General features: G+C 39.8%; 21 protein-coding genes. 2 read left to right on the forward strand and 19 right to left on the reverse strand.

Annotation, left to right across the window (positions count from 1 at the left end; all coding sequences use genetic code 11):
• Positions 1–244: 244 nt before the first annotated feature.
• Complete coding sequence (spoVB, locus tag J2S11_RS00725; protein WP_307389574.1) at positions 245–1,825, forward strand: stage V sporulation protein B; 1,581 nt, start codon at positions 245–247, stop codon at positions 1,823–1,825.
• Between the two features lie 28 nt (positions 1,826–1,853).
• Here spoVB and J2S11_RS00730 read toward each other — a convergent pair whose 3' ends face one another.
• The gene (locus J2S11_RS00730; RefSeq protein WP_307389575.1) at positions 1,854–2,543 is read right to left on the reverse strand and encodes a DUF421 domain-containing protein; all 690 of its coding nucleotides are present in this window, start codon (positions 2,541–2,543) and stop codon (positions 1,854–1,856) included.
• A gap of 224 nt (positions 2,544–2,767) precedes the next feature.
• On the opposite strand from J2S11_RS00730, the gene J2S11_RS00735 reads away from it, so the two are divergent.
• Entirely contained in the window at positions 2,768–3,145 is a 378-nt protein-coding gene (locus J2S11_RS00735; RefSeq protein ID WP_307389578.1) for a TIGR04086 family membrane protein, read from the forward strand.
• A 200-nt stretch (positions 3,146–3,345) separates the two neighbouring features.
• On the opposite strand, the gene yajC is transcribed toward J2S11_RS00735, so the two are convergent.
• The 18 genes from yajC to J2S11_RS00825 all read right to left on the reverse strand — a co-directional run bounded on the left by yajC (position 3,346) and on the right by J2S11_RS00825 (position 21,137).
• On the reverse strand, positions 3,346–3,615 hold the full coding sequence (yajC, locus tag J2S11_RS00740) for a preprotein translocase subunit YajC (RefSeq protein ID WP_307389581.1): 270 nt from the start codon (positions 3,613–3,615) through the stop codon (positions 3,346–3,348).
• A 29-nt stretch (positions 3,616–3,644) separates the two neighbouring features.
• Entirely contained in the window at positions 3,645–4,784 is a 1,140-nt protein-coding gene (gene tgt / locus J2S11_RS00745) for a tRNA guanosine(34) transglycosylase Tgt (RefSeq protein ID WP_472924660.1), read from the reverse strand.
• A 6-nt stretch (positions 4,785–4,790) separates the two neighbouring features.
• The gene (queA, locus tag J2S11_RS00750) at positions 4,791–5,819 is read right to left on the reverse strand and encodes a tRNA preQ1(34) S-adenosylmethionine ribosyltransferase-isomerase QueA (protein WP_307389586.1); all 1,029 of its coding nucleotides are present in this window, start codon (positions 5,817–5,819) and stop codon (positions 4,791–4,793) included.
• Positions 5,820–5,839: 20 nt separating this feature from the next.
• Positions 5,840–7,954 (reverse strand): SpoIID/LytB domain-containing protein, encoded by a 2,115-nt coding sequence (locus J2S11_RS00755; protein WP_307389589.1) that lies wholly within the window; start codon positions 7,952–7,954, stop codon positions 5,840–5,842.
• Between the two features lie 58 nt (positions 7,955–8,012).
• Positions 8,013–9,023 (reverse strand): Holliday junction branch migration DNA helicase RuvB, encoded by a 1,011-nt coding sequence (gene ruvB / locus J2S11_RS00760; protein WP_307389592.1) that lies wholly within the window; start codon positions 9,021–9,023, stop codon positions 8,013–8,015.
• Between the two features lie 109 nt (positions 9,024–9,132).
• On the reverse strand, positions 9,133–9,780 hold the full coding sequence (gene ruvA, locus J2S11_RS00765; protein ID WP_307389594.1) for a Holliday junction branch migration protein RuvA: 648 nt from the start codon (positions 9,778–9,780) through the stop codon (positions 9,133–9,135).
• Positions 9,777–10,283, reverse strand: coding sequence for a crossover junction endodeoxyribonuclease RuvC (gene ruvC, locus J2S11_RS00770; RefSeq protein ID WP_307389597.1), 507 nt, complete (start codon positions 10,281–10,283; stop codon positions 9,777–9,779). Before ruvC ends, ruvA begins: the two co-directional genes overlap by 4 nt.
• A gap of 85 nt (positions 10,284–10,368) precedes the next feature.
• Positions 10,369–10,974 (reverse strand): BofC C-terminal domain-containing protein, encoded by a 606-nt coding sequence (locus tag J2S11_RS00775; RefSeq protein WP_307389599.1) that lies wholly within the window; start codon positions 10,972–10,974, stop codon positions 10,369–10,371.
• Between the two features lie 197 nt (positions 10,975–11,171).
• Positions 11,172–11,885, reverse strand: coding sequence for a YhcN/YlaJ family sporulation lipoprotein (locus tag J2S11_RS00780; RefSeq protein WP_307389602.1), 714 nt, complete (start codon positions 11,883–11,885; stop codon positions 11,172–11,174).
• A gap of 73 nt (positions 11,886–11,958) precedes the next feature.
• Complete coding sequence (gene nadE / locus J2S11_RS00785) at positions 11,959–12,708, reverse strand: NAD(+) synthase (protein WP_307389605.1); 750 nt, start codon at positions 12,706–12,708, stop codon at positions 11,959–11,961.
• Positions 12,709–12,738: 30 nt separating this feature from the next.
• Entirely contained in the window at positions 12,739–13,758 is a 1,020-nt protein-coding gene (locus J2S11_RS00790; protein ID WP_307389608.1) for a phosphotransferase, read from the reverse strand.
• A gap of 115 nt (positions 13,759–13,873) precedes the next feature.
• Entirely contained in the window at positions 13,874–15,070 is a 1,197-nt protein-coding gene (gene safA / locus J2S11_RS00795; RefSeq protein WP_307389611.1) for a SafA/ExsA family spore coat assembly protein, read from the reverse strand.
• 60 nt (positions 15,071–15,130) lie between these two features.
• Complete coding sequence (gene pheA / locus J2S11_RS00800) at positions 15,131–16,078, reverse strand: prephenate dehydratase (protein ID WP_307389612.1); 948 nt, start codon at positions 16,076–16,078, stop codon at positions 15,131–15,133.
• Positions 16,079–16,306: 228 nt separating this feature from the next.
• Positions 16,307–16,909 carry a DUF1062 domain-containing protein gene (locus J2S11_RS00805; protein WP_307389615.1) on the reverse strand — a complete coding sequence of 201 codons (603 nt, stop codon included), beginning with the start codon at positions 16,907–16,909 and terminating at the stop codon, positions 16,307–16,309.
• A 338-nt stretch (positions 16,910–17,247) separates the two neighbouring features.
• Entirely contained in the window at positions 17,248–18,201 is a 954-nt protein-coding gene (gene thrB, locus J2S11_RS00810) for a homoserine kinase (protein ID WP_307389617.1), read from the reverse strand.
• A complete protein-coding gene (gene thrC / locus J2S11_RS00815) occupies positions 18,191–19,264 on the reverse strand; it encodes a threonine synthase (RefSeq protein ID WP_307389621.1) in 1,074 nt (357 codons plus the stop codon). The genes thrB and thrC overlap by 11 nt, the downstream gene beginning before the upstream one ends.
• Positions 19,264–20,646 (reverse strand): homoserine dehydrogenase, encoded by a 1,383-nt coding sequence (locus J2S11_RS00820; protein ID WP_307389624.1) that lies wholly within the window; start codon positions 20,644–20,646, stop codon positions 19,264–19,266. Before J2S11_RS00820 ends, thrC begins: the two co-directional genes overlap by 1 nt.
• 32 nt (positions 20,647–20,678) lie before the next feature.
• Positions 20,679–21,137, reverse strand: a complete 459-nt coding sequence (locus J2S11_RS00825) for an ACT domain-containing protein (RefSeq protein ID WP_307389627.1) — start codon at positions 21,135–21,137, stop codon at positions 20,679–20,681.
• Positions 21,138–21,147: the final 10 nt, after the last annotated feature.

The raw sequence follows: 21,147 nt of genomic DNA on the forward strand, positions 1-21,147 counted from the left end.
AATCGGTACACGATTTCTTGGTCATGCTTCTCCTACCCTCTAGCATATAGATAAAAAAGAAGAAGGACAAGGCATAAGAAAAGCTTCTATCGAAGCCCCCTCGAAGGAGTCGTCTAGTCCATCATTAGAGGAAGCTTTTCTTGCCGTCAGAAAGTATAAAATTTGAAGAAAACATGGTATCAAATTTTATACTTTCTTAAACGTAAAAAATGACAGTAATACCTAAGAAGGGATGACCTTAGACATGAGTAAACAAACCTTTATTCAAGGAGCATTTATTCTCATATTAGCTGGTTTAATTACACGAGCACTAGGATTTGTTAATAAAATCGTTATGGCTAGGATGCTTGGCCCAGAAGGTGTTGGGCTATACGCTATGGCAGTCCCTATTCTTATTTTAGTCATTACACTAACACGGTTAGGGCTACCAGTCGCCATTTCCAAGCTAGTGGCTGAAGCCGATATTGTTGGGGATCAAGCTAAAATTAAACGTATCCTGGTCGTCTCCTTAGCTATTACTGGCGTATTAAGTATTCTCTTCACCATTTGTACCTTCTTAGGAGCTAAGGTTCTTTCATCCATTTTTCTTACCGATCAAAGAGCCTACTATCCATTACTTGCGATAACTCCTATCATCCCGATTGTCGCCATCTCTTCTATTATCAAAGGGTATTTTCAAGGAAAGCAAAACATGAAGCCCTCTGCTTATTCTCAGGTTATTGAGCAGATTGTACGTATATCCCTTGTCGCTCTCTTAGCGAATCTTCTATTGCCTTATGGGCTAGAATACGCCGTTGCCGGAGCGATGTTTAGTGTTGTGTTAGGCGAAGCAGCCTCACTCCTTTATTTATTTACCACCTTTAAGTACAGCAAACGAAAAATATTTAAGGTACGTAAGGGCTTCTTTCAGCAATTGTGGAAGGGTCGCCAAACGTTAGGGGAGCTTCTTAGAATCGGTCTACCCACAACAGGAAGTGGGCTAATTGGCTCTGTATCCTGGACGCTTGAAGCGATTATTGTAGCTCAAAGCCTTGCCTTAGCAGGGGTAGCTACTGCTGTAGCTACTGCTCAGTATGGTTTATTATCTGGCTATGCTCTTCCACTCGTGATGCTACCTATGTTCATTACGTATTCTCTATCCGTTTCCCTAGTTCCTGCCGTAAGTGAAGCATCGGCGCAAAAGAATTTTGCCTTAATTCAACGCAGGATCTATCAGGCTTTACGAATCGCCTTGATTGTAGGCGCACCTAGTACAGTGATTATGTATGTGTTTGCTGAGCCCTTGACTACTTTAATTTATAACTCTCCTGAGTCAGGCCGTTTTCTCAAAATACTTTCGCCATTCTTTTTACTCCTTTATTTCCAGGGTCCCTTACAGGCCGTTCTCCAGGGCTTAGACAAAGCTAGAACAGCAATGATGAACACGTTATATGGTGCCGTCATCAAAATTGTATCTATCTTCATTCTAGCCTCGCAGCCACAGCTAGGAATTTATGGAGCAGCTATGGCTATTAACATTAACGTATGCTTAGTGACTCTTCTTCACTTTTTTTCAATCGTAAAGATTGTGGGGTTTTCTATCCAGCTTCGTGACTTTGTTAAAGTTGGAGTTTCCATGTTAGTTATGGCGCTAAGTGGAATCCTTTCGTATGCAGTGTTATTGCAAAGTAGCTTCGGAAGTACGTGGGGATTACTTCTTTCAATAGCTTTAGCTTCATTTGTCTATCTCATCTTTTTACTTCTTTTTCGTATAGTTGGGCGTCAGGATATTGAACGCTTTCCATTTGTCGGAAGATGGATAGCCCCCTTTTTTCCAAAACGTTAAATGAATTAAACTCATAACCAAACAGTATTTATTCGTTCTTTTCTTTTTTATCGATGTACCATTGACCGTTAGAATTATGTGTACATAACATAATTTCTTTAAAATTAGATACCCCAACTCTATTTTTTAGTTCAGATTTTAGCCAAAAATGATTCTTTCCTAATTTTTGCAACCCATCTTCTTGAACCTCACCATCCTTAATAAGAATAGTGGGCAGTTCATGCCTTTGAGTTGGCAGCTGAAGATCGCTTCTCGTTACGCTCATCTCCTCCTCCTTAGGGAAAACCGTTAATTTTCCGGAAGGCTCTAAAATGGCAAACTCTACCTGACTTAAGGAGTAAATTCGATTTTCCCTAAGCTGAAGTAATAAATCATCTAAATTATATCTCTGTCTTTTTAATTCTTCTTCTTTTATTTTCCCGTGCTCCACTAATACGGAGGATTTACCGTCCACTAAATCCCTAATTTTTTGTGATTTCAACGAAATGTATGATAAACCTATTTGGGTCAGCATTAAAACAAGGATAGGTGTTATGCTATGGAGCATTGGATCTTTTACATTCTCAACGGAAAGAACAGCAAGCTCAGCAATCATAATGGATACAACTAAATCAAATATAGATAGTTTGCCAATTTCTCTTTTTCCCATGATTCTCATCACCAAAAGGATGAAAAAATAGATAAAAAATGTCCTTAGCGCAATCATCCATATCTCCATAGTCCTAGCCCTCCTGCCACTTTTTTTATAGTTTCACCATTTCATCACCTCTTCATGTTTATAATATTTATCCAGTTTAAAAGGATTAGGTCCTTCATCCGCTTTTAAGTGTATATAGTTGTTCATTAATTCCTTAGTAAAAAGAAAAATACGTCTTAAATCCAGTACTAGTGAATAAGTTGTACTAAGAACAAGCTTTATGCTTTATGAGAGGAGCAAAAAGAATGCCTAATTCATATGTTCGGCCAATTATTACAGGAGTTTCTACAATCATTGTAGTCCTTCTGAGCATTAGTTTATGCTTATCCCTACTCTTACATTTTACATCTTTAAAAGAGAGCTCTATTGAGATTCTATTGCTGCCCATTTCCTTACTCACCTTATTTATTGGTGGTTTAATTTCTGGATACAAATCAGGAACAAAGGGGTGGTATGTAGGAGCCTTAACAGGATTAGCATTTATTTTACTTTCCTGGATTCTCTCTTTCCTAGGCTTTGATTTAAGTTTTTCCTTAAAAGCTGTCCTGATCTATTTGTTTTATCTTCTTTTAGCGATGCTCGGAGGAATAATTGGAGTTAATCTTAGCCCTCATCGAAACTAAAACCACTAAAAATGGTGTGTATTGGTAGAGGCATGTATTAGAGCTTGTATAGAAAAAACACAAAAATAAAAAGGCTTGCTCATTTTTGAGTAAGCCTCTTATATTGCTGTGTAACTTTTACAGAACGCTTCAGCAGCCTTTTATGAAAAGATAAACATTAAATACATGGTAATAGACCAATTCCCTAAACTATGTATTTATTAATCCTTAACAACTGTGTTAATGGCTGATCTCTCAAACGTTAAACGAACATTCTCAGAAACCTTCAGTGTTGCGTTACTTTCTGTAAGCTCAACAATTGTACCATGTAAGCCACCAATGGTAACTACTTTATCGCCTTTTTGTAGGGCGTCTAGCATCTGATTACGCTCTTTTTGCCTTTTTTGCTGTGGACGAATTAGCAAGAAATAAAATACAGCAAACATCAGAACTAAAGGCAGGATAAATCCTAGTAATCCCTCTTGTCCCATCTTTTTCCCTCCTTCACATGATCATCACTTTAAAATGGTCGAGCATTGGGTTTATTTAGACCATACTCTTCAAAGAATTGGTTGCGAAAATCAAGCAAAGAATCCTGACGAATCGCATCCCTTATATTCTCCATTAATTTTAACAAAAAGTAAAGGTTATGATAAGTAGTAAGTCTAAATCCAAACGTTTCGTCACATTTGATAAGGTGACGAATATATGCTCTGCTATAATTTGTGCACGTATAGCAGTCACATTTAGGATCAAGTGGACCGAAGTCTTCAGCAAACTTAGCGTTTCGTACTACTAAGCGTCCTGAGCTTGTCATAGTTGTCCCGTTTCTAGCTATTCTAGAAGGAAGCACACAGTCGAACATATCTACTCCTCTAATCACCCCATCTAAAAGCGCATCAGGAGAGCCAACTCCCATTAAGTATCTAGGTTTCTGCGCAGGCAGGAAAGGCGTTGTAGCCTCCAGCATTTCATTCATAAGATCCTTCGGTTCCCCGACACTTAGTCCGCCTATTGCATAGCCAGGGAAATCTAACGAGGTAATTTCATCCACACTCTGCTTTCTTAAATCAGGGTACATACCTCCTTGGATAATACCAAATAACGCTTGATCTTTTTTACGTGTATGAGCTTCTAAGCACCTTTCTGCCCAACGTGTTGTACGTTCTAGTGATTGCTTCACATACTCTCTGTCTGCTGGATAAGGAGCACACTCATCAAAAGCCATGATAATGTCTGCGCCTAACGCATTTTGAATCTCCGTAGCAATTTCAGGGCTTATAAACAGCTTAGAGCCATTGAGGTGATTGCGGAAATGGACACCCTCTTCTTCAATTCTACGCAAATTACTTAGACTAAATACCTGAAAGCCTCCGCTATCTGTTAAAATAGGACGATCCCAGTTCATAAAAGAGTGTAATCCTCCCGCACGTTTCACAATTTCATGACCAGGCCTTAGATATAAGTGATACGTATTACTTAAAATAATCTGAGCTTCCATCTTCTTTAATTCTTCTGGACTCATCGTTTTAACCGTAGCTAATGTACCCACTGGCATAAAAATAGGTGTTTCTATCTCACCATGAGGGGTATGAATTTTTCCTAGCCTAGCACCGGTTTGTTTACATGTTTTAATTAGTTCATATGTTACAGCCATTATTTCCTCCTACAGTATGAGCATAGCATCCCCAAAGCTAAAAAAGCGGTATCGCTGTTGCACAGCTTCTTTGTATGCTTCCATAATTAAATCTTTTCCTGCTAAAGCACTTACAAGCATAACAAGTGTGGATTTTGGCAAATGAAAATTAGTAAGCAGACCATCTATAGCCTGAAAGCTATATCCAGGATAAATAAATATATCTGTCCAGCCACTGGCAGCTACAAACACACCTTGATTATCTCTTGCAATCGTTTCAAGCGTTCTAGCCGATGTTGTACCCACCGCAATAACACGTCGTTTTTCTAATTTTGCCTTTTGTAGCACTTGTGCTGCTTGATCACTTAATTGATAGTATTCTGCATGCATAACATGCTCGGTCACCGTCTCCGCTTGAACTGGTCTAAAGGTTCCTAAACCTACATGAAGGGTAACGTATACAATTTCTACTCCTTTTTCCTGTAGTTTCGTAAGGATTTCCTCTGTAAAATGCAACCCAGCTGTAGGGGCCGCTGCTGACCCTTCATGCTTTGCATAAACGGTCTGATATCGTTCACGATCCTCCAATTGCTCACGAATATAGGGTGGGAGTGGCATTTGCCCCAAACGATCAAGGTGTTCATTAAAAATACCTTCATAGCGAAACTGTATTTTTCGTCCTCCATCAGGGAGCTCAGCTAAGCATTCAGCCAGTAATTGTCCATCTCCAAATTGAATCACCGTACCCACTTTAATTCTTTTAGCGGGTTTTACCAAAGCCTCCCAGACGTCTTTCTCCTCTTGCTTTAATAATAATACCTCAACCTTTGCCCCTGTATCCAGTTTTACTCCAAATAAGCGGGCAGGAATAACCCTCGTGTTGTTTAACACGAGGGTATCACCAGCTTGCAGAATATGAAGTAAATCATAAAAGGTTTGATGCTCTATTTGACCAGAGCTATGGTCAATGGTCATAAGCCTAGACTCTGCACGATAAAGTAACGGTGTCTGAGCGATTAATTCCTCGGGTAAATCAAAATCAAAATCTTCTACCTTCATATTCTTTGCTGCACTCCAATCTAATATTTCTTCTCTATTCTTGCATCCTTATGGAAATAATGCTGTAAAATCTGCTGATAGTTACTGCCATCTAAAGCCATAGCACGGATCCCCCATTGTGAAGCTCCTAAACCGTGTCCATACCCATTACCATGCAGTCTAAATCTTGGTTCTTTAGAAAGAATACTCATCTCTCCACTACGATTGATAGCTGCAAATTGATCATTGCTACCGTTCACAGGCTGTGCCGTCGTTTGATTGCCTTGAATGGCATAAAGCTGTCCTGTTCTTTGAGTAGATCTGACCGTATTCCCATTTGCTCCTAAAATCGTATACTCTCCCATCGATTCAACCTCAAATTTTGTTGAACGAAGATTCGCTGTACCATCCTTAAAAATAGAGCGGTGGGAGTCTGGAGAACTGGTCTGAATAATCGTTCCGTTTGCTTCCATTTGAAGAACACGTCCAGAATCACCATATCTCATAACACGTAATGATTGAATATTATTCGTGATTTTATTTGTTTGCACATTACGACCGTTAATCCACTCTCTTAGCTCTGCTCCATTGTAAGGACCCGTGATCCAAGAGTAAGCATTATTTTGTCTTACCTGTTCAATAATCGTTACGCGCGCTCCAGAGCTTAGTGTTCCAATTTGCTCATGGGCTGTAGAAGGCCCTGAGCGGAAATTCAATCCTCCGGATACAGTCTTTACTGTTGCCGTTTCTAGACCTTGAGTATTCTTCTGTCCCGTTTTCGTCAAGTATTCACTTGAAACATAACCAATTTTACCTGTCTGATCTTCTATTCTATACCATAGCACCTGTACTGTTTCTGGATAGTTATCCTTACTTGCTACACTACTGTGATGCTCTAGATTATTGCCCCAAACCTCTGATCCTTTAGCCGTTTGACCACCTGCATTTGAATAGTAAAACGTTTCAAAAGGTTGTCCTTTAAACGTCAGTAGTTCTCCCTTAGTAGCATCGACAGCTTGACGAACGTCATTGGCTTCCTGCCCGTATCCATGATAAGCCTGTTCAAAGACAGTGTCAGAAACATGAGCAATACCATATTTATTCTTTGGAATACTCATGAAGGCAAAGTTTCTAGACATAACCGCTTGGGTCTTTAATGCCTCCATAGGCCATCCTGTTGCCATTTCGGTTCCAACAACACTGTATAAATACTCATCTAATGGGAGGATATTTACAACTGTAAAATTATTTTGATATAGACTTAACTCCATTTTTCCGCGATATTGCCTATTGGAGCGCTCTTCAACAGTAGTTAAAGGGAGCGAACCTGTCCCTACCGGGCTGACTGTCAGCTTCCGTTGCGGGGAGCTTAACAGATATGTTTGTTGATTAGATGAGGCATCTAGGCTATTTTGCATGATAAGATATTCATTGGCGGTAGCAGGTATAAACGTTATACCTGAAAAATCTGCTACTAAGCTTTGTTGTAGCCTGTTTCTATCCTCTTCACTGCCTTCTTGACCAACCCAAACCTCAAAGGAAACAGTATTATTGTCCCTCAATACTTGAGTTATATGAGCTATGTATCCCTTGCCCTGAATTTCATTCACTCTAGCTTGCGCTTCCTGAGTTGTAGCAAATGAACCTGCTTGTACTCGAAATGAACCTGCAATACTTCCGTCATATTGTGTTTTGGATCTAATATCTGCTTGCACATTTGTTATAGCCGCACGGCTTGCCTCTGATCCTGCAACAACTTGATAGACTGTTTGATTTTGTTTACTTACCGTAACAATCGTGTTGTGAACATTATTCGACGTAAGATTCTGAGCCACTTGCCTTGCTTCAGCTAATGAGTTTGTTTCTCTAATGATTAGAAAATATTGATCGATGGAGAAACGTAAAGTTTGATCCTTGTTAACATTTTGGAAAACCCCAGCTTCACCCTGTAATTGTAACGCTGAATTTCCTTTTAAAGAAACGCTTGGTACAGTTCCACGATACCCTGTACCCATATCCACAAATAAAGCTACTCGAATCTCATTACTGTTCGCCTGAGCGTGCTGTGGAGGTATCCCCTGTACAAATAAAGCTGCTATTAACATGACAGAAAGGCATACAAATAGGAATTTTCTTCTTCGCTGACTGCTTTCCATTCATTCTTCACTCCTTATTATGAAAGATAAATTTATTACATCAAGGGTAAATGAGGCATCAACTATTCTCTGGAGGATCTAATGAAAAATGTTTATATACAGAAGGAGTTACCATTCGTCCTCGAGGGGTTCTTTGCAGAAACCCAATCTGCATTAAATAGGGCTCATAGACGTCCTCAACCGTATCGGATTCTTCCCCAATCATCGCTGCAATAGTGTCTACTCCAACAGGGCCACCTTGAAAATGCTCTACAATAGAGAGCAATAGCTTATGGTCGATCTGGTCTAAGCCTAATTGATCGACATGAAGTCGTTCAAGAGCTTCCTTAGCCAGGCCTTCTGTAATCATTCCATCCCCGTGAACCTGCGCAAAATCTCGTACTCGCTTTAATAGCCTGTTGGCAATTCTTGGAGTCCCTCTAGAACGCAGGGCTATTTCCTTTGCGGCGGCTTCAACAATATGAACATCTAAAATATCGGCAGCTCTAGTGATAATATAAGCTAGCTCGTCTACTTTATAATATTCCAGCCGACTTACCACTCCAAAACGATCACGCAATGGAGCAGAAAGCTTACCCGCACGTGTCGTAGCCCCAACAAGAGTAAATTTAGGGAGATCTAATCGAACGGATCTTGCACTAGGACCTTTACCAATAATAATATCTAGGCAATAATCCTCCATGGCAGGATATAAAACCTCCTCCACAGTACGATTCAACCTATGAATTTCATCAATAAATAAAACATCTCCTTGCTGGAGATTGGTCAAAATGGCTGCTAAATCTCCAGCACGCTCTATCGCTGGACCCGAAGTAGTTCTAACATTTACCCCCAATTCATTAGCAATGATTGTAGACAAGGTTGTTTTCCCTAAGCCAGGCGGTCCATATAGCAGCACATGATCCAATGCTTCATTTCTTAGCTTAGCCGCTTCGATAAAGATCTTTAAATTCTCCTTTACCTGGTCCTGCCCGATATATTCAGCTAGGAATCGAGGTCTAAGGCTTAGCTCCACATCAGCATCCGCCTCTAATAAATGAGAGGTAATAATTCTGTCTTGCTCGTCCATCTGTCAAAAAGCCCCTTTCAATAAGAGAAGCCCATACAACTGATGCAGGTCGTCAAATAATTCTTTATACTTTTTAAAACACGGTATATGTATATACTCTTTAGACTTTTTATTTCATCAAAAGTTGTAGTCCTCTTTTTAAAAATTGATCTGTTGACCATACTTGATCTCCAGCTTCCTGCTTCAAGCTGGTACTGATTTGCTTTACTTCCTTCTCAGAATACCCTAGTGCCATTAATGCTTCAAGAGCTTCTTGTAAAGCTTTAGTTAGCTGTCCTCCTTGATTTAATGCTTTAGGAAGGCTTGCGCTTGCTTCTTGGATATGCTCCAGCCCTGAGAATCCGAAATGACTAGCTTCTGTTTCAAGCTTGTCCTTTAAATCTAAGATGATCCGTTGTGCTGTTTTCTTTCCTATCCCAGGAAATTTTGACAGATAGACAGCATCTTCCGTTTGAATGGCCACGATAACCTGTCCTGGCTGTCCAGAAGCTAGAATAGATAAGGCTCCCTTCGGTCCAATCCCCGATACGTTTAGCAATTTGAGAAATAAGCCACGCTCCTCTCTCGTAGAGAAGCCATATAGAACGTTCGTATCCTCCCTAACATATTGAAACGTAAAAATCTGTACCTCCCGTCCTGCCTGTTCCTGCCAATAAAATGGATTTCCACATAGTATTTGATAACCAACTCCACAAGATTCAAGCACAACATATTGAATATCAATATGAGTTAACGTTCCTTTTATGTAATCAATCATACATCTTTCCCCTTCAGCTTTAATAATCCTTCGATTTGAGCAGAATGCCCATGACAAATAGCTATAGCTAACGCATCTGCCACATCATCAGGTTTAGGAGCCTGCTGCAAATTAAGCAACATTCTAACCATCTCTTGAACTTGACGCTTCTCAGCTTTTCCATATCCTACAACGGCTTGTTTGACCTGTAGCGGTGTATATTCAGCTACAGGTACATTCGCTTGCTCAGCTGCTAACAGCATAACTCCCCTAGCCTGCCCAACGGTAAAAGCCGTTGTTACATTTTTATTGAAAAATAGCTTTTCAATCGCCATCACATTAGGAGAATACTTTTCCAAAATATGCTGCATCGCTTCATAAACTTGTTTAAGCCTTTCCTCAGTTCTTAAACCAGCTTTTGTTTCTATACTCCCATATTGTACCGGCTTCAATTGACTCCCCTTTTTTTCGATAACTCCAAAGCCAACAATGGCGATACCAGGATCTATACCAAGTATAATCAAGTAAAAATCCTCCTCATCCCCGTACGAACATATATTTCCTTCTTATTTTATCATACACCTAGAAACAAAAAAAGCCACAGACCATTTAATAATCTGTGGCAAACTGTTCATATTTAGCTAGAACATTTAAATATTCCTTCACATTTCTTATTCTTATTCCCTGCTTTAAATTTGACAGCTCGTGTGTTGACCGATTGGATTCTAATAGCTCTGTATCAAGACGAAAGAAGGTTTGAATAATTTTATTTTGCTCTGGCGGTCCCTCATATATTGTTAGGATACGATCCTCTGTTAATCCAAAGTATCCTTGGTTTTTACATAAAGGAGAGAGATCATTGGCAACGAATTTGGTCATTCTAAAAACTCCGTCATGTCGTTCTGTGTGATCCCATTGATCTTTATGCTGGAGTACCCATTCCTCCATTTCTTCTATATTGTCATACGTTTTGATTTCGGTTTGAATCCCACACATGTATTCGGTTACTAATTCAAGCTTTATCTCAGATGAGCCCCAAAATACTTCTAGTATATGATCACCTTGTTCGTCATGCGTATTTTGCATTCCCTTTTCAGGTAACTGAGCGATTCCTATTATCATTGTCGTTATAATAGCAAGCAGCAAAACACCTAATGAAACTAAGCCCTTATGTCCTCTAAGGAATCTGCGTAATTTTTTTAATAAAGCTGACACTAAAAATTCCTCCCTTGGACTGTTTTGCGAATAGTATTTCCTGAGTATGGATAAGTATGCACCTCATGGAACAAAAAAAAGCAGATGGAAGCGACCATCTGCATACATATATAAAGACATGGCTCAATTAATTTTGAAGTACATAACGGTTAATCAATATAATTATTAATCAATTGTTCAAAATCCTAATCCTTATATTATCGAGTAATTTTTCTAATTTTGTTTCCTGCATCGTCCATTAACTGCTTGAATTGATGACCAACATTTCCATCATTATTTCTAAATAGCCCTTCTAAACGTTGCATAACATCCCCATCAGTAGTTACATAACAATTTTGATTTGGTGCAAGCTGTTGCATCTCTTGACGGACCTGCTGCATGACTTCATTTTGTTGACCGTCTTCAGCATTTACACCCGCTACAACCTCGTTGCCATTAACTAGAACTTGACAATCTTGTACGCCCGGGATCTGCTGAAGTCTTTGTTCAATTTGCTGAGCTAATTGACCTTCCTGTCCTCGTTCAGCGCCTCCATTATACATTCCATTGTTTCCACCAAACATGCCGTTATTTCCACCAAACATGCCGTTTCCACCGTTACCACCATTGTTTTGACCATTATTCATGTCCATTGGGCCTCTTCCACCACCGAAGAACATTCCCCCTGGTGAATTGCGGTTTCCATCATTCATTGGATTGTTAAATAATCCCCTTGCCCCACGACCATGTCCGTAACCGTCACGATCATAGCGGTAAGCGTTATCGTGGCTGTTTATCGTGTAGTTACCATAGTTAGATCCTCGATACGTTTGGTCATCCTGAGCTCCCTGGTTACCACCACATGCTGTGGCAAGAGAAGTTACGGCAAAGGCTACTGTTAAGCTTGCTAAAGCTTTTTTGGCTTTTTTCATTGAAAAAGCACCTCCTTCACCATTTAGAATGATGTTTTTGAGGTGCTTTTAACCGAGTTAAGTTGTACCTTTTTTATTTAAATAAAGGGGGTTTTGGTGGCATTTGACGCTTATGTGCGGAGCGCTTATGCAACTGTTCAATAATCTGCTTATCCTGCTCTGGAATTTCTTTTCCTTTTAAATATAGATCTACTTTCTCATATGTGGTTCCCATTTCTTCCTCATCCGTTTGCCCTTCCCATAAGCCCGCACTCGGAGCCTTTTGGATAATGCTCTGAGGAACTCCAATCCACTCCGCCCATTGACGAACCTCGCCCTTAGTAAGATTGGCAATAGGTACACAATCTACTCCACCGTCACCATATTTAGTGAAATATCCAAGATGCCATTCTGCCGCGTTATCCGTACCTACAACAAGGTAATTATAGTTAGCAGCTACGGTATACAGGGTGCTCATTCTTAAACGAGCTCGTAAGTTTGCATCACCTAAACGCTGACGATCCTCGTATAAGTCTCCTTTTTCCTTTGCCGCTTGTTGAACTCCTCCAAAAATTTCATCGTGAGCTGCTGAGAGGTCAATTTGAATGTGCTTTAAATCAGCAGCCTCCACTACAGTTTTTGCATCTACTTGATCTTGAGGATTACTTTTGCACGGAAGGATAACCCCTAGAGAGTTTTCTGGAAAAGCTTTTTTAATTAAAAAAGCTACTAATGCTGAATCTACTCCACCACTCACACCGACGAGTAGTCCGTCTGCTCCTGCATTATTAGCTAAAGCTCTTAACCAGTCTACAGTAAAGTCAACTTTTTTTTGAAGGTTCATAAATGTCTCCCACTCCTCACTCAATAAGTCTTATTTTACCATAGCTTGACAAGCTCTTACAAACTTTCTCCGTGCATCCCAAGTATTCTCAAGCTGCTGAAAAAGATCAATCACATTCCTTACTTGAAACCCAGATTGCTGCTTCCACACGCCTAGCCATTCTCTAATAATATCGTGGGGATAAAGAAGGAAATAAGGAAGCAGGCGAACTTCTTCCGATGATAACTTTAGTTCCTTTTGATATTCGGTAAGAAGCAAATGGACGACATCGATTGACCAATCATAATGCAATAATGAGCGATGAATATATTGAGAAAGATCAAGAATAACTGGAGAATATTGAATAAGATCATAATCGAGCAAATAATAGGAGTCTTCCTCAGCATAAAGGAAATTATGAGGAGCTAAATCAAAATGAACAATTTGACGATTTTGCTGTGCTTGTCGTTCTAATTGAAGTAGTTCATACTCGGGGAGATGAGTAAAAAACCAATCTGCCCAATCGGTTACATCCTCCTCAAACCGCTGCAATAATGAAAAAAGACCTAGGCTAGACTTCTTTTTCCCACGGTTTAAGCCTTGAATGGATTCTTTGAATAGGTCAAGCCGAGTTTTTATTCGTTCTTTTGCAAAGGATTTAGAAAGAGTGCGCTGTTTCCCTCCATAAATATCCTGTCCTTTTTGATGAAAATGACTTAATAGCCCTATTCCATTTCTTAGCTCCTCATAAATGTTAAAATCTAACGCTCTTCCGTTCACGTAGGGGAACATAGCAAAAGCTGTCGTATCGTTAAGCTTGTTAACTGAAGTTCCCTGGAGATTATCATGAAAGGGGATTATTCCCTTTGTTTGCCTTTCTTCAAGCTGCTTTATACATTTACTTTGCCATTTTAAATCCTCTACATTAGAGAATAGTTTGATTACGTATTTCTGACCGGCAGCATGGACGATATAAAGTCGATTTTTTTTGTGTGTATGCACATCGTCCACGGTTATTCCAAACTGTTCATGAATTACGTTGCCGAGCTGCTCAGTTTTAATCCGTACCATCTATAAGTCCTCCTAAAGAAAACCCCTTTTTCTTATCAGCTTAGAACATGATTGATCATGTTAGATAAGAAAAAGGGGCGACCTTCGTACCTTTTGTTTCTTGGTGTCCTGTGGACTATCTTTTTGATCTTCTTGAATTGGTTTTACTTCTAGTCGTGGACTTTGTCGTTTTTGAGGTACGACCTCCTGTAGCTTCACTTGCCCCTTCATCTTTTACCTCAACATCATCTTCACCATTAGCTTCTCTTACTTCAAGAGCTTGGGTTCCGCTTGGTCCTTTGTTTGATGAGCCACTTTGCTCCATGGCATGGTGATGCTGGTCCTGAATCGTTTGTCTAGGCATAGGCATTCCAGGGTATCCTCCACCGTATGGAAACGCTTGAGAGCCTTCTTGAAATGGCTGGTTTCCCCAACCTAAAGGCTGCTCTACAAAAGGACTCCAGCTTTCGAAGCCTTGATTCTGTTGCTCCATAAATTCCGGGAACTGTGAAAATGGTTGACCAAATTCCTGATCCTGACCTGGGCTGCTCATATACTCCATTGGAGAGTACATCATCTGCTGTGGAGCTCCAAAAGCAGGGTCACTAAACCCTTGCATCCCTTGAACTTGGTCAAAAGTCATGCCTCCCATATGATGTGGCATTGGATGTCCCCACATTCCATGATGGTGATGGTGGATTGGCGGGAATGGTGGACATGGCGCTTCCATGACGGGTTTTACTTCTGGCTTATAAGGCATTGGTTTTTCTTTTTTTATTGGTAACGGTGTGGGAGCCGCTACGTTAATTTCAGTTTTCGAGAGCTCTAGATCAATCTTAATCTGGTTGATAATTTCTGGTTTCAAATGATGAAGTAAGGATCTTAGAACTCCAGGTAGTTGTTCCGCTACAGCTTCTCTAATCATTTGTCTTAATCTGTTTTCATCAATTTTGGGTACTTCCATTTTAGGCATGTGAACCTTGGGAATCTCCATTTTTGGAACTTCCATCTTAGGTGCCTGAGCGATTGGCTGTGTCTTTGGCATTTCTTTTTTGTGCATCTGTCCGATTTGCTGTTGTCCGTGATGCTGTTGCCCATGATGTTGCGGTCCGTGATGCTGTTGTCCGTGATGTTGTTGTCCATGATGTGGTGTTTGATGGTGCTGGTGTTTTGCAGGTACAGCGCCTGTTGGGATTTTTATTTTCATTCCAGGCATAATTAAATCTGGATTGGATAGCTGCGAATTAGCTTTTTTTAATTCTTCGAAGTTAACTCCATATTGCTCCGCTAGCTTCCAAAGTGTATCGCCCTTTTGGACAATATGAATTTTCACGTTTAAATTACCTCCCCTAAACATAAGTCCCTATATCCTATGCTCAGGTAGGCGTTTTGCTCATCTTTTTTTAAAAAAACATGGGTATCTCCCTAAAACTCTCACTTGAAAACCTAGCGCTTCAACCTCTGCTATCGCTCCTGGTAAAAGAATGTCATCGATTGGATGAACAAGGTCAATAAGGAAAAAATAAGATCCTAACGCTTTTTTCGTTGGTCTGGACTCAATTCTGGTCAGATCTAATCTGCGCCATGAAAAGGCGGCAAGAACTTGATATAATGTTCCAGGAAAATTTTCTGGCTGGGTGATTAGTAAGGAGCTTTTACACGTAAAGCCCTCTTCTGATTTTTGCACCTCGTCTTCCTCTTGACTTTCAGTCTCTTTTTGAGACGTTAGCCAGTCTTGAAAATCTTGCTTTTCTACAAGAGGGTCTTCACCGAGTAAGACAAAGCGAGTATGATTATTGTCATAGTCTTGGATACTTTCTTGATAAATACTCAGATTATAGTTTTTAGCAGCAATACTTGTGCCAATAGCTAACCATTTTTCCTGCGGGTTCTTGGAGACATGCTCCACCGCTTCAGCCGTACTTTTCATATAAATCCACTCACTGCCCGGACAGTGCTCACGTAGAAAATGATGGCATTGAGCTATCGCTTGAGGATGTGAAAACACTTTTTCCACCTCATCCAGGCTTGCTGGATTAAATTGAGGGTGAATAAGTGCTGACTGTTGAATAGGCAGAGTATACTCTGCCTGAATAGGAATTTTCCCCTCATGAATGATCCAATCTAGCGTCATATTCACTGATCCCTCGATCGAGTTCTCTATAGGTACTAAGGCATACTGTACCTCTTTGTTTTTGCAGGCTACTAAGCAATCAGGAATCGTTTTCTTTGGTATATATTCGATTTGGTCTACTTTTGAGATCTCATTAATCTGAGCCAGCAAAGCTTGCACAGCTTGCTCTGTAAAGGTTCCACGGGGGCCAAGATAGGCAATTTTCACTTTTCTCTCCAACTCCTAAATTTTCTCTGATTCATGGCTAAATGTGCAGTCCATGTATGATAAATGATCACAATCCTGATTAGTATAGTTTATCGATTTTATCTATTTCTGAAAGGTTATTTTATATTTTATCATATTCAGTGAGAATACTCCCTCCTCAAAAGTGGAACTTTAGGTGGAGATGAACGCTTTTTAATTTTCAAAGCTTCGGTCGGTTGACCGGGGCTTTCATGACTTTTTAGTCAAAGCATTAACTTTGTACCAATCACCTATGACTGTGATTTGTAAATTATCTATAACTTTGCTCTTCATATTAATGCCTGGATTTAGTAAAATAATTCCATTTTGAGACAATTCATTTACTTTTGACCTTGAAAGGCCAAAGATTTCTGCTACTAGTTTATCTATTCTAAGACCAAAATCATATTTATAGCTAAGTCTAATAGTAACCTCGTTAGATAGTGAATCAAGCTTTTCTTTTCTCAACTCGTATCGTATATCTGTATTTACATCATTACATAGTTTTCTTAATTTGTTGATTTGAAAAGCATAGCACCAGATTGTCTCTTTATCATTATTCATAAACTTTTGAATTAACATAGAGTCAATTTTATTAATATTTACTCTCGATAAAATAGGGTAATTCCAGGTTCCCTCACAATGTTTACAGTTATAAATAAGCCAAATATCAACTATTTTTTGATTCGCATTCACCCTGAATTTCTCACTACAATAAAATTCTGTGTTCGTTTTACATTTACTACAATTTCGTTTTATATAAGGTGTTTCCTGAGCAATGATCTCATATGTGAATAAATGATTAAAACTCATACATTCGTTCCCCCTATTTATTCAGAGGAACGCAAAAAACGGTTGAATGGAGTATGATTTTCCATTAAAAAAGCGGAATACCTTATAGGTATCCCGCTGGAATTAAAACAACTGCTATCCTGCGTTCCTGTAATGGTTAAAAATAGGCACACTTCTCCCGTCATTGAACAATTGTGTTCAAAAAAGAAATGCTCTATTTATTTGCTAAACCATTACAAGTACGATGGCAAAATCGATTCCACCTTCCGTTTTCTCCTGTGTATTAGTATACCATAAACATGTTTTATATCAATAATTACCATTGATTTAATGATAATTCAGTGGTGAATTACTGTTAGCTATTCAATGTGAGCTCCAATTTGATCAACCATAAGCTGTTCAACCCTAACTACTTCTCCACTTTTTGATAAACTTTGTTCCATCTGTTGTTTGGCGTACGAAAGATCCGCTCCCCTGCCAAACAAACCTAACACTGTCGGTCCAGCTCCACTGATGACAAAGCCAAGAGCTTGGAGTTGTTCTCTCTTTTGGCATAGATCCTCAAATCCAGGAATTAAATGCTGTCGATAGGGTTGATGCAACCGATCATTAAGTCCTAGAATTACCCCTTGCTCGTTCTCTGTAAGCAAAGAACTTGTTAATAAACCATACCTACTCAAGTTAAATAAAGCATCCTGCTTGGAATAAGTAGAAGGCAACAGGTGTCGTGCCTTAGACGTCGAAAGCGTATAGGAAGGAATAGCAGCTAACCAGGTCCATTTCTCAGGAAATTTTAACGCATTATAATGGACTCGTCTTGCTTCCCAATCAATTGCACCTATAAAAAAGCCTCCAAAGATGGAGGCCCCTACATTATCTGGATGACCTTCCTCTTCTGCTGCTATCCAGAGCAATTGATCTTTGGATAACCCTCCTTTAAGCCACTCATTCATAGCAAATAATCCAGCTACATACGCTGCTGCACTGCTTCCTAGACCCCTGGTAAATGGGATATCTGATTGGACAATTACTTCAAGATTCGGTAGGGGTGCCCCGATTTCGGAGGCTACTCTCTTCATTGCTTTTAGAATTAGGTTTTCTTCTGGAACGAATGGAAAAGGTTTAATATCCCCGCCTTTGTCTGCCCACAGAAATTCCAGTTTGTCATTTTCTTCTAAAGTTAGCTCTGTGTATAGCTGAAAAGCAACTCCTATGGCATCGAAACCAGAGCCTAAATTAGCTGTGCTCGCAGGTACTCTCACTTTTACTTGCTTATCCCTTAAGAACTGTAGGGTATTTGCTTCAGCTGGCATCATGAGACACTCCATGATCTTGCATAAATCGTAGGATGTTTTCCTCTGTTAGATTAATAGGCTCTAGTTGCTCACTTAGCTGATTCATAGCAGCGTCTGGATCCTTCAGACCATTTCCTGTTAAAACAGCTACAACAGAAGCACCAAAAGGGATTTTACCTTGCTTTGAACGCTTTAGTAACCCGGCAATAGAAGCCGCAGAAGCCGGTTCACAGAACACACCTTCCTTCTCTGCTAATAAGTGATACGCTTCTCTAATTTCTTCATCTGAAACTTCATCTATAGAGCCTTTCGACTCATCTCTAGCTTGCACAGCTAGATTCCAGCTGGCCGGATTACCTATTCGGATGGCTGTAGCAAACGTTTCTGGATCTGAAATGACTTCATTGCGCACTATAGCAGCTGCTCCTTCTGCTTCAAAGCCCCACATTTTAGGCAAGGATGAACTTATTCCGTGTTTATGAGCATCTTTAAAGCCAAGCCAATACGCAGAAATGTTTCCTGCATTCCCTACGGGTAACGATACGATATCAGGCACCTTGCCTAACTGCTCTATAATTTCAAAAGCAGCTGTTTTTTGTCCCTCTAAACGATAAGGATTAATGGAATTTACAATTTCAATCGGGTATTTCTCACCAAGCTCCCGAACTAGCTCTAACGCTTTATCAAAATTACCTTCAATAGATATGATTTTGGCTCCATATTGAATAGCCTGAGCTAGTTTACCTATCGCTACATAACCATGAGGTATTATCACGAAGCATTGTAATCCAGCTCTTGCCGCATACGCGGCTGCAGATGCTGATGTATTTCCAGTTGACGCACATATGATAGCCCTTGCTCCGGCTTCCTTTGCTTTAGCTACGGCCATAACCATACCGCGATCCTTAAATGAGCCTGTTGGATTTAGACCTTCTAGCTTTAGATAAACATGAGTCGATAAAGCCTCAGATAAGTAGTTAGCGTATAGCAACGGTGTCTGGCCCTCTCCAAGTGTAAGCTTAGGAGTACGCTCAGTGACAGGAAGATATTTATTAAAATTCTCTAGTATACCAGCACCCATTAATTCTCCTCACCTTCCACAGCGTAATAGCTCACTATTTTAATTTCAGAACGATTGCTTTCTATATTCTTAACCCATGCCTCTAAATCCTTAAGTGAGATCGTATGAGTAATGGTTACAAGCTCTGCTTGCTGACCTGCTAAGGGCTTTTGAATCATTTTTGAAATGCTCATGTTATGATCAGCGAAGGCTTTCGTTACATCTGCTAGCATACCTGATCGGTCTTTCACAACTAATCGAATAAAATAGCGACGGTAAATTCTATTTTCTGGCTTTAGCTTTTTCTCACGATAAGGGGCGACCATTCCTCTTCCATTTACACCTAGGTTTAAGTTTTTTACAACCGTGACAAGATCGGAAACAACAGCTGTTGCCGTAGGAAGTTCACCAGCACCAGGACCGTAAAACATCGTTTCACCTACCGCTTCCCCATAGACATAAACGGCGTTAAAGACCCCATTTACATGAGCAAGTGGGTGAGATTTTGCCACAAAAGTTGGTTGAACAGATAATTCAATTTCCTCGTCTCTTCGGTCTGCTATTCCTAATAGCTTCATTTCATAGCCTAATTCCTTACCATATTGAATATCCTCTTGTGATACAGAAGAAATTCCTTTAACTTTCACTTCGTCTAAGGAAATGTCTGTATGAAAGCCTAATGTACCTAATATAGCTAGCTTCCTTGCGGCATCTAAGCCCTCCACATCAGAAGTAGGATCAGCTTCAGCATAGCCTAATTCCTGAGCCTGTTTTAGACAGAAGTCATATTCTAGCTTTTCCTTTGCCATTCTAGTTAGCATGTAATTGGTCGTTCCGTTTAGTATGCCTATCATCTTTGTAATCCGATCTGAGGCAAAGCCTTCCACTAACGCACGTAATATAGGAATTCCACCAGCAACACTTGCTTCATAAAAAAGATCACAGCCATTTTCACTTGCTAATGTTAGTAGTTCGCCTCCGTATAGAGCAATAAGATCCTTGTTCGCCGTTATAACATTCTTTTTGCTTTGGAGGGCTTTAGCAATATATGTTCTCGCTTCCTCAATACCACCCATTACTTCAATGACAATGGTTATGTTAGGATCATTTAAAATATCTCCATAATCAGTGGTTAACAGCTCTGGACTAATGGCCACACTTCTTTCTTTATCCATCGATTTAATTAGTATTTTTTCAACTTTAATATCACAGCCCGTTTGGTGCTTCAAATCTTCCTGATGCTGCTCGATGATTCGATAAACACCGGTTCCTACGGTTCCTAGCCCTAATAGTCCAGCTTTAATAGCCTCTGTCTTGCTTTTCAGGCTGTTTGTTATTGAAGCTTGATCCTTATTATTCCCCTTCTCTTCTACATTTTCTTTTCTAGCATAGGTTTGCTTCATAATCGATTTCTCCCATCCTATAGCTTTTTTTATTATCCTTCTCTATTTTCTTGAGCGATGATCGTTACCTTTTGGACTCCGTCAATTTGGGATAATTCTTTGGTAAGCTGTGTAGCTGTTAGAGACATCTGTGCCGTTTCAATACTTAATACAACATTAGCCAAGCCCTGTAGTGGGATAGACTGATTGATTGTTAATACATTTCCACGGTTCGCCGCAATATGACTGAGCATTTTAGACAATACACCAGATCTGTGATCTAGATTCAACGAAACAGTAATAATTTTCTGTTTCATTACAGCATTAAACGGGTGGATGGCATCTTTATATTTGTAATAGGCACTACGACTCAAACCAACCTGCTCTACAGCCTGCTGAATCGTTTCAGCTTCTCCTCGATCCAATAATCTTTTTGCCTCAATTGTTTTCTGTATGGATTCTGGTAAAATATCAGCTCGAATCAAGTAGTAGGTTTCTTTATTATTTTCCATTTTATTTGTG

Source organism: Bacillus horti, assembly GCF_030813115.1.
GTDB lineage: Bacteria > Bacillota > Bacilli > Caldalkalibacillales > JCM-10596 > Bacillus_CH > Bacillus_CH horti.

Excerpts from the sequence above, each read along its gene's own strand:
- nadE (WP_307389605.1), bottom strand. The coding sequence starts at position 12,708 with ATGAACCTTCAAAAAAAAGTTGACTTTACTGTAGACTGGTTAAGAGCT.
- J2S11_RS00780 (WP_307389602.1), bottom strand. The coding sequence starts at position 11,885 with ATGAAAAAAGCCAAAAAAGCTTTAGCAAGCTTAACAGTAGCCTTTGCC.
- J2S11_RS00825 (WP_307389627.1), bottom strand. The coding sequence starts at position 21,137 with ATGGAAAATAATAAAGAAACCTACTACTTGATTCGAGCTGATATTTTA.
- spoVB (WP_307389574.1), top strand. The coding sequence starts at position 245 with ATGAGTAAACAAACCTTTATTCAAGGAGCATTTATTCTCATATTAGCT.
- J2S11_RS00790 (WP_307389608.1), bottom strand. The coding sequence starts at position 13,758 with ATGGTACGGATTAAAACTGAGCAGCTCGGCAACGTAATTCATGAACAG.
- J2S11_RS00820 (WP_307389624.1), bottom strand. The coding sequence starts at position 20,646 with ATGAAGCAAACCTATGCTAGAAAAGAAAATGTAGAAGAGAAGGGGAAT.
- queA (WP_307389586.1), bottom strand. The coding sequence starts at position 5,819 with ATGAAGGTAGAAGATTTTGATTTTGATTTACCCGAGGAATTAATCGCT.
- yajC (WP_307389581.1), bottom strand. The coding sequence starts at position 3,615 with ATGGGACAAGAGGGATTACTAGGATTTATCCTGCCTTTAGTTCTGATG.
- J2S11_RS00755 (WP_307389589.1), bottom strand. The coding sequence starts at position 7,954 with ATGGAAAGCAGTCAGCGAAGAAGAAAATTCCTATTTGTATGCCTTTCT.
- thrB (WP_307389617.1), bottom strand. The coding sequence starts at position 18,201 with ATGCCAGCTGAAGCAAATACCCTACAGTTCTTAAGGGATAAGCAAGTA.
- J2S11_RS00730 (WP_307389575.1), bottom strand. The coding sequence starts at position 2,543 with ATGGAGATATGGATGATTGCGCTAAGGACATTTTTTATCTATTTTTTC.
- thrC (WP_307389621.1), bottom strand. The coding sequence starts at position 19,264 with ATGGGTGCTGGTATACTAGAGAATTTTAATAAATATCTTCCTGTCACT.
- J2S11_RS00735 (WP_307389578.1), top strand. The coding sequence starts at position 2,768 with ATGCCTAATTCATATGTTCGGCCAATTATTACAGGAGTTTCTACAATC.
- ruvB (WP_307389592.1), bottom strand. The coding sequence starts at position 9,023 with ATGGACGAGCAAGACAGAATTATTACCTCTCATTTATTAGAGGCGGAT.
- J2S11_RS00805 (WP_307389615.1), bottom strand. The coding sequence starts at position 16,909 with ATGAGTTTTAATCATTTATTCACATATGAGATCATTGCTCAGGAAACA.
- ruvA (WP_307389594.1), bottom strand. The coding sequence starts at position 9,780 with ATGATTGATTACATAAAAGGAACGTTAACTCATATTGATATTCAATAT.